Raw genomic sequence first — 7,830 nt, forward strand, 5'->3', positions numbered from 1 at the left:
GAGATGCAGTTACTCCTCGCGGTCTGGACCGGCGCCTGCCCCACCTGTCACCGCGACATACCCACGGCGATACCAACCTGACCAAGCCCTACTAGAACGTACAGACAGGGACGAACGTGGGATCGCCTACGGGATGAGAGCCCTATGGCGACGGAGGCCCCGTAGTAGTCGCCGGAGTAACGACCGGCCAGGGAGGACGGGAAAGCCGTCCGCATCGGGCGAAGGAGGCCAGGTGATTCGGACACCACAGAGTCGGGAGGTATGCGTAATACAGAGCGCCAAAACGGTACTGGGTGTCCTGCGTGAACGCGGCAGGCGTGGCCTGCCGTGCAACAAACTGTTTCGGCAACTGTTCAATCCGCAGTTGTATCTGCTGGCCTACGGGCGGATCTACGCCAACCATGGTGCGATGACGCTCGGGGTCACATCGGAAACCGTGGACGGCATGTCACAGCGGAAAATCGACCGGATCATCGAGGCGATGCGCCACGAACGCTACCGCTTCCATCCGGTCCGGCGTGTCCATATCCCGAAGAAGAACGGGAAGACGCGTCCGCTGGGGCTGCCGACCTGGTCGGACAAGCTCGTCGGTGAAGTGATCTGCCTGTTATTGGAGGCGTACTACGAGCCGACTTCGGAGTGTCCGAGGCGACGGCCTGGCGGTGCGTCAACGAGACGATCAAGGTCCTGGCCTCGTGGGCGCCAGGTCTGCACGAGCCTTGAAAGGCCTGGCCCAGGGCGACTTCATCATCCTGGACGATCCCTCATTCCCACCGACCGCATCGCTGCCGATGAACCGTACTACTCGCAGAAGCACACGAAGCACGGCATGAACATCCAGGTCATCACGGCACCGGACGGAACACCGCTGTGGTCCACCCGTGCCACACCCGGGCGTACGCATGACCTGACCGCGGCTCGCGCTCACGGCATCGTCCAGGCCTGCCTGACCCGCTACATCCTCGTCCTGGCGGACCGCTCCTACCAGGGCGCTGGCGCCACCGCCCGCACCCCTGCCACGGCCATCGCTGCCAGCGGTACAACCGCGACCACGCCCTCCTACGAGCACACGGCGAGCATGCCTTCGCCCGCCTCAAATCCTGGCACATCCTCCGCAAAGCCCGCTGCTCAAACAGCCTCATCGGCAGGACCGCGGCAGCCGTCCGCACCCTCCTGACCTGCCAATACACAGCATGAAAGAGGTTCACTATCAAGCTACGGGCTTCAGTTTGATGCCGAAGTGCCGAAGGATCGGGGATTGATCCACGATTCGATAGCCATGCACAGAGGCTGCGGCCTTGACGATTTGTTCCAGTGTCGCGGCGACGTGATCGTAGTGGCTGCGGGTGTAAACGCGGCGCGGAAGAGCCAACCTGACCAGCTCGTAGGGGGCGCTCTTGACTGGGTTTCCATGCTCGTCCTCCTCGCCGAGGTACAGGGAGCCCAGTTCCGCGGAACGGATTCCGCCGTGCTGGTAGAGCTGGCAGGCAAGGGCGTGGCCGGGGTAATGATGAGGCGGTATGTGGGGGAACAGGCGGCCGGCATTGAGGTAGAGGGCATGCATGCCAGCTGGTTCTACGATGTCGACGCCAGCATTGCGAATGCGTTCGGCTAGGTAGGCGGCGATGTCGGCACGTTCCTCAAGGTAGGAAGGTTCGGTCACTTCCCGTAGTCCCTGAGCTGTCATGTCAAGGTCGCGTCCCGCCAGGCCGCCGTAGGTGGGAAAACCTTCGGTGGCGATGAGCAAGCGCTTGCACTTCTGGGCGAGCTCGGGGTCGTTCAGGCCGATGAAGCCACCGATGTGGACGATGCCATCCTTCTTGGCGCTCATGATGCACCCGTCGGCCAGTCGGAACGCTTCTTCGGCGACCTGGCGTGGGGTGCGGTTGTAGTAAGCCGCTTCGCGCCGGGTCACCAGCCAGGAGTTCTCGGCGAACCGGGCGGCGTCAAGGATCATGGGAACGGTGTACTGGCGGCACAGGGCTGCGGTTCTGCGCAGGTTGTCCATGGAGACCGGCTGGCCTCCTCCCCCGTTGTTGGTGATTGTCATGACCACCGCGGCGACGCGCGCTCCGTCCGGGCTGGCGAGCGTCTGCTGCAGTGCCGCCAGGTCGATGTTCCCCTTGAACGGTTCCTTGCTGTCCAGGTTCCGGGCTTCGGGGCAGGGCAGGTCGCGCGCTTCGGCACCGGCCAGCTCCACGTTGGCCCGAGTGGTGTCGAAGTGCGTGTTGGACAGGACGAGCCCGCCGGCTTCGAGGAGCGCGGTGAACAGGATGCGTTCGGCGGCGCGCCCTTGATGTGTCGGGAGAACGTGTGCGTAGCCGGTCAGTTCTGTGACCGTCTCATGGAAGCGGTAGAAGGAGCGCGAACCCGCATAGGACTCATCGCCGGCCATGCCGGCGGCAAGCTGCGCCGCTGATAGGGCGCCCGTGCCTGAGTCGCTCAACAGGTCAATGGTCACCTCGTCGGCACGCAGATCGAAGAGGTTGTAGGCGACTCGTTGCAGCGCCTGCCGGCGCTGCACAGAGGTGGTAAGGGGGATGGGCTCGACAGCCTTGATACGCCACGGCTCAAACACTGTGATCTTGTTCCCCAGTTTCAGTGGGTGATTTCCTGGACGGTTTTGGCCAGTCGGTCGCGGTCAAGCCCGACCGGGGCCTGTGTGAGGCAGCGAGGCGCTCGGCGGGTGTGCCTCGGTAGGCTTCGGAGGAGATGTAGGCGGTAACGCGCGGCGGGCTCTTTTGTTCGTGTGCCAGCGCGAGGTAGGCGATGAGCCCCACGCCCTCCTGGAGCGGTCGGGAGGTGACGGCAGTCAGTGCGCGGCTGAGGGTTGTGGTGTCCATGCCATGACGCCTCAGCAAGGCCGCCGCGCGCGCATGCGCCTCGGTGTCGTTACGGACATAGTCCCGGACGGGGATATGGAGGGTGAAGCCGCTGGGCAAGCCGGTTGTTGCCTCCGTGAAGGAGTGGCACGACAGCGCGGGTCGCTTGTTGAGTTTCGGTTCGTCGGCCGCATCGGGGGGAGGCCCTGAGCTGCCGGATCCGGCAGTGATGCGAAAGAACTCCTCGACCGTCTCCTTGGTGGGGTCGGCGCTCATTCGGGTCAGGCGGGCGGCGGCGCGGGCCGATAGGCCGTGATGCTTGAGGTAGACCTTTACGCGTGGAGCCACCCAGTCGCCCAGGTCGAGGGCGAGGAACGGATAGCCATCGGCTGGAGGCAGCGCCGTGAACGCCTGACGGTGTCCGAGCCTGCTCAGGGCTTCACGCACCGTCTCTGCGGCGTGCTGCGGCCCCGCCGCAGCCGGGTTCAGATACACCTTGATCTTGGGGACGCCTCCGGGGCGGAGTTCCAGTGCGCACCACAAGGCCAGTGGTCCTTGAGGCGAAGGTGGGAAGAACAGGTCCGTCAGTTCGTCGAGTTGCTCGGTGGCAAAGTCCCAACGGTGCGCCATGTCACGGATGATGCGCAGGCCGGTGTGGCCGTTCTCCGCGAGGTTGCTGGCTGCGCATCCCGGTTCGAGCAGCACGCGTAGTGCCGGGGCTGTGCCTGGTTGGAAGGAAAGAGAGAACTCCACGGGTGTGTGGTCGTCGGACAGGAAGCTGCGTGACGGTGGCGGCAGCGTTATGGCACGGTCTGCTGCGAATGCCAACGAGCCGGTGAGGACCTGTGCGTAAAGTTGTGCGTCGCGCTGGTCCATGCCGGTGATGTCACAGAGCCGTATCAGTTGTCGGGCGGTGAATCCGCCGAGCGTACGCGCTCGTGAAATGTTTCCGCTCACGGGGCGGAGTGTGATCACCGTTTCTCCCGGTACGCGATGGAGTGCGCAGGTCGGGGGTGTAATCCAGTGGAGGCACCCGACTGGGTGAGGGTGAAGGAATGAGCCCCTGCGGAGGCAGGTATCTGCCCTTGTCTGGTGCAAGGCGGGTCGGTGGCCGGCTGGGAGGTTGGGCGGCCCGCAGGGGGGTGCCGTGGGCGCAGGAGTGGCACCGCAGAGAACTGAGCGGAAGGGTTGTATACGGCGCCTGTGCACCCCACGGCATCTTCTTTTGACTCATGCCCGGTACGGATACCGGATGCTTGCCTGCCTCTTCGGTAGAACATGTGCACGCTGTGGCGGGGCTGCTGGTCGTGCATGTGGCTAGGTCACGCTCCGTTCCACCAGGCGAGGAATTTGCTCCATGCCCCCGGCCCCTTCTGGGGTATGGCACGGTTGTTGTCTGCAGGAATCTGTACTTGGCGCTGTTCACTCGGCCGGAGCGCTGCCCGGTGCGGGGTGAAGCAGGCCGGAAGTCCAGCAAGTGCCCGGTGGAATGGGCCGGGTCGCCAGGTCAGGCTGTCCTTGGGCACCGCGAGCGTGACATCGGGCAGCCGGTTGAACAGGGTCTCGATGGCTGTCACGGTGATGAGCCGCGCAGGCTCCCTTGACGGGCAGCCGTGCGGGCCCGCACTCCACGCCAAATGGGCTCGGTTCTGTGCCGTAGCCCCGTTGGCCGGATCGCAGTTGGCAGCCGCGAAACTGACCAGCACCAGGTCACCCGCCGACAGCTGTTCGCCGGCGAACTCCACATCGGTAACCGGATAGTGCGGCGCGTAATTGGACATGGGCGGATTGCGCCACAGTGTCACGTCGATGGCCTCATCGATCACGCCGCCCTGTAGGAACCGGTCGTCGATCAGCAGCAGGTACAGGGTGTTGGCGATGAGATTGCGCAGGGGTTCCGCTCCCGCGCCCAGGAGCAGAATGAGCTGGTGGGCCATCTCTTCGTCAGTAAGGCGCGCCTGATGCTGCATCAGCCAGGAGGTGACGTCCTCACCGGGCCTGGCTCGCTTCAGGGCCACCAGTTCGTTGACGGCTTGGAGCAGTACCTCGTTGGCCTCCTCTGCATTGATGCCGTCGAATATGCCAGAGAGGCCGAACAGGACACGGTCGCCGATACCTTCGGGGCAGCCAAAGAACTCATTGAACACGATCAGCGGCAGCTGCTTGGCGTAGTCGTTGAGGAGGTCGGCTGAGCCCTGGGCACTGAACTGGGTGATGAGGTACTGGGAGGCACGCTCAGTGCTCTGGCTCAGCCAGCGAGGGTTGACGCGTGCGAAGCTGTCCGTGACCGCTTGACGCAGTCGGCGGTGCTCGGCCCCATCAGAGAACATGCAATTCTGCCGGTGCGCCAGCATCGGGAGAACCGGACTGTCCGGGCTGATCTTCCCGTGGTTGAAGTCCCTCCACATGCGTGCGTCCTTACGGAAGACGCTGGGGTTCTGCAGGAGCTGAAGAGCCGCAAGATGGCCGGTGACGAGCGTCGCCTTCACCCCGGGGGCCAGCTCCACTGGCGCTGTCGGCCCGAAAAGGCGCATGTAGTCGTAGTAGGCCTGTGGATCGGCTGCAAAGTGCTTTGTGTACATCGGCACCCGCTGGCCGCTGCCGTATGCCGGGCATCCAGGCGGTGGTACAGGGGGGATAGACCCAGTGTTCATGCTTGCCCCAAGTGGACGCGGTCCAGTATGTAGCGGACCAGAGTGATCAGTGCCTCGGCTGACGAATCCACATCGCGTGCGTCACAGGTGACGACCGGAGTGTCAGGGAGCAGATCGAGCGCTTCACGTAATGCGCTCTCCGTGTGGTGCGCTGTGCCGTCAAAGTGGTTCACGGCAACGAGATAGGCCAGCCCGTAGTGCTCGATGAGGTCGATGACGCCGAAGGAATCCGCCAGCCGATCTGGATCGACCAGCACGACCGCTCCCAGCGCGCCGCGGGCCAGGTCCTCCCACATCTGCACGAACCGCTGCTGCCCCGGTGTGCCGAACAGGTACAGCACGAGGTGCTTGTTGATGGTCAGGCGGCCGAAGTCCATGGCCACGGTGGTGGTGGTCTTGCCGTGGACTCCTTTGAGGTCATCAATTGTCTGTCCGGCGCGAGTCATCGTCTCTTCGGTGGACAGGGGAGATATCTCCGAGAGCGAACCGATGAAGGTTGTCTTGCCCACCGCGAAGTGGCCAACGACAAGGATCTTCAAAGCAGTCTGCTCGGCACCGTCGGGGAGGTATGCCTGCTCATCCAAAATGGGCCCGGAGACCATGAAGCACCTCCTCAAGGAGCTTTCGGTCAGCGAGTTGGGCACGCGGAACGGGCGGGCGAGTAATGAGGTAACCGTGCTCGGCGAGAGCGCTCAGAAGGATCTTCACGACTCCGCTAGGCAGTCGTATATGTGCGGTGAGCTCGGCGACCGACAAATAGCCGCCGGCGCATATCTCCAGCAGGCGTTTCTCCTCGGGGGACAGCTGGGTTGGCCGATGATGATGGACAGCCACCGCGGTGACCAGGGTTGTCACAGTGAACTCTCTGCCATCGGGCAGGTCTCGGCCGCTCGTGATCACGTAGGGCCGTACCAAGCTGGCAGCGATGGCCTGGACGGGATGATCGTTTTCGGTCATGCGGGTGTGTCGATCTCCCGGGGCGGTGTCGACAGCTTCTCACCGAGTTGCCCGACGAGCCTCTGCATCCTGAAGGTGATGTCGGCCATGTTGACGTCCGTCGCGGCTGCGACTGCCAGAAACGCGCCCAGGCCCGCGGCGATACAGAAGATCCAGCCGCCGTCGAACTCCACCACCGTCTGCCGCCACTGAAGGGTTGAGCCGCCGCGTTTCCCATCAATGAAGAAACCGTTTGCGCGGCTGAGTGACTGCATACCGCTCACTGCGGCGGCGATGACGTCAGCGTTGTCCTTGGGGAGGTCTTTCGTGCGGGCCAAGACCAGGCCGTCGGCGGATACCAGGACCGCATGCAGGGCACCAGGGATTTCCAAGACCGTGTCGAGTATCCATGACAAGTCATTCTTCACGAAGCCTCAGGTCCTTTTCTGTCGTCAGGTGTGCTGCTCGTCCCGTTCGCGCCGCCCGTGTCCAAGGCCCGGCCAAACTGCGTCCCCTGCTGGAGGGCACTCATGATCTGCGCCTGCTCCGCCGCGGCTCGATGAGGCACCGGCGAGCCGGCACTGAGGTGGGTCGGCACGGTGTGGGATTTCCGCCTGCGTCGCGGCAGTCCCTCGACGGTCGTACTGGCACTACCGGCAGCCTCACCCTGCTGCGTCTCGGGCAGCGACATCGGTCTGACGACCGGCTCGACTTCCCTCGGATCGGGCATGCCGGTGAGCATCTCCTCAGGCAGGAAAACGACAGCCCGCACACCCCCGTAGGGCGAAGTCGAGTCCACGGACACGGTGAAGCCATAGTCCTTGCACAGCCGACCGATCACCGCAAACCCAAACCGGGGCGGATTGCCGAGCCCGGGAAGACCTGACGTACCGTCGCTATTCAGGATCCTCATGGCCCGCTGCGTCGTCACTTCATCCATGCCGACCCCGGCATCGTCCACGCGGATGCAAATGCCCATTTGGACGGGGAAGACATTGACCTCAATCTCAGTCCCCGGCCGGGAAAAACTGCTGGCGTTGTCGAGCAACTCCGCCAACGCCAGCGCCACCGGCTCGACGGCTGCTGGGGTGATTCCAAAATCACCCTTCTTGTAAATCCGCACTCGGTCGAAGTGCTTGATCCTGCCCTGCGCATTGCGGACCACGTCGTAGACCGAAGCCACCTCAGTCCGTCGCCCCGAGAAGCCGCCGCACAGCACAGCCACACCCTGCGCACGACGTCCGAATTGCGCGTTCATGTGGTCAATAAGGAGAAGATCCCGAAGAACTTCCGAGTCCCCGTACTTCTCCTCCAACTGCGAAATAACCCGCTGCTGTTCAGCTGCGAGCCCCTGAAGCGTCCGCATCGCGGACCGAAGTACCGTCTGGGTAGCTGCCTCGGCCTCAGCGTATGCCTGC

Annotated in this window: 7 protein-coding genes and 2 pseudogenes; 2 read left to right on the top strand and 7 right to left on the bottom strand. The window is 63.8% G+C overall.

Annotation, left to right across the window (positions count from 1 at the left end):
- Positions 1-268: 268 nt before the first annotated feature.
- Positions 269-634, top strand: a pseudogene (locus AC0699_RS38725) (maturase); the annotation flags it as partial.
- Positions 622-1,197: pseudogene (locus AC0699_RS38730) on the top strand (transposase family protein); the annotation flags it as partial. The pseudogenes AC0699_RS38725 and AC0699_RS38730, both read left to right, overlap by 13 nt.
- A gap of 13 nt (positions 1,198-1,210) precedes the next feature.
- Here the strand turns inward: AC0699_RS38730 and AC0699_RS38735 are convergent.
- The 7 genes from AC0699_RS38735 to AC0699_RS38765 all read right to left on the bottom strand — a co-directional run.
- Positions 1,211-2,578 carry a tryptophanase gene (locus tag AC0699_RS38735; protein WP_478670967.1) on the bottom strand — a complete coding sequence of 456 codons (1,368 nt, stop codon included), beginning with the start codon at positions 2,576-2,578 and terminating at the stop codon, positions 1,211-1,213.
- Positions 2,571-3,779 (bottom strand): tryptophan dimethylallyltransferase family protein, encoded by a 1,209-nt coding sequence (locus AC0699_RS38740; RefSeq protein ID WP_478670971.1) that lies wholly within the window; start codon positions 3,777-3,779, stop codon positions 2,571-2,573. Before AC0699_RS38740 ends, AC0699_RS38735 begins: the two co-directional genes overlap by 8 nt.
- Before the next feature lie 365 nt (positions 3,780-4,144).
- A complete protein-coding gene (locus AC0699_RS38745) occupies positions 4,145-5,476 on the bottom strand; it encodes a cytochrome P450 (protein WP_478670976.1) in 1,332 nt (443 codons plus the stop codon).
- A complete protein-coding gene (locus AC0699_RS38750; RefSeq protein WP_478670980.1) occupies positions 5,473-6,078 on the bottom strand; it encodes a GTP-binding protein in 606 nt (201 codons plus the stop codon). Before AC0699_RS38750 ends, AC0699_RS38745 begins: the two co-directional genes overlap by 4 nt.
- Complete coding sequence (locus tag AC0699_RS38755) at positions 6,053-6,433, bottom strand: DUF742 domain-containing protein (protein ID WP_478670985.1); 381 nt, start codon at positions 6,431-6,433, stop codon at positions 6,053-6,055. Before AC0699_RS38755 ends, AC0699_RS38750 begins: the two co-directional genes overlap by 26 nt.
- On the bottom strand, positions 6,430-6,840 hold the full coding sequence (locus AC0699_RS38760) for a roadblock/LC7 domain-containing protein (RefSeq protein ID WP_478670990.1): 411 nt from the start codon (positions 6,838-6,840) through the stop codon (positions 6,430-6,432). The genes AC0699_RS38755 and AC0699_RS38760 overlap by 4 nt, the downstream gene beginning before the upstream one ends.
- On the bottom strand, positions 6,837-7,830 hold a 994-nt coding region (locus tag AC0699_RS38765), incomplete at its 5' end, for an ATP-binding protein (protein WP_478670994.1). The genes AC0699_RS38765 and AC0699_RS38760, both read right to left, overlap by 4 nt.

This window comes from Streptomyces sp. NPDC043870, assembly GCF_056435785.1.

Excerpts from the sequence above, each read along its gene's own strand:
- AC0699_RS38755 (WP_478670985.1), bottom strand. The coding sequence starts at position 6,433 with ATGACCGAAAACGATCATCCCGTCCAGGCCATCGCTGCCAGCTTGGTA.
- AC0699_RS38750 (WP_478670980.1), bottom strand. The coding sequence starts at position 6,078 with ATGGTCTCCGGGCCCATTTTGGATGAGCAGGCATACCTCCCCGACGGT.
- AC0699_RS38745 (WP_478670976.1), bottom strand. The coding sequence starts at position 5,476 with ATGAACACTGGGTCTATCCCCCCTGTACCACCGCCTGGATGCCCGGCA.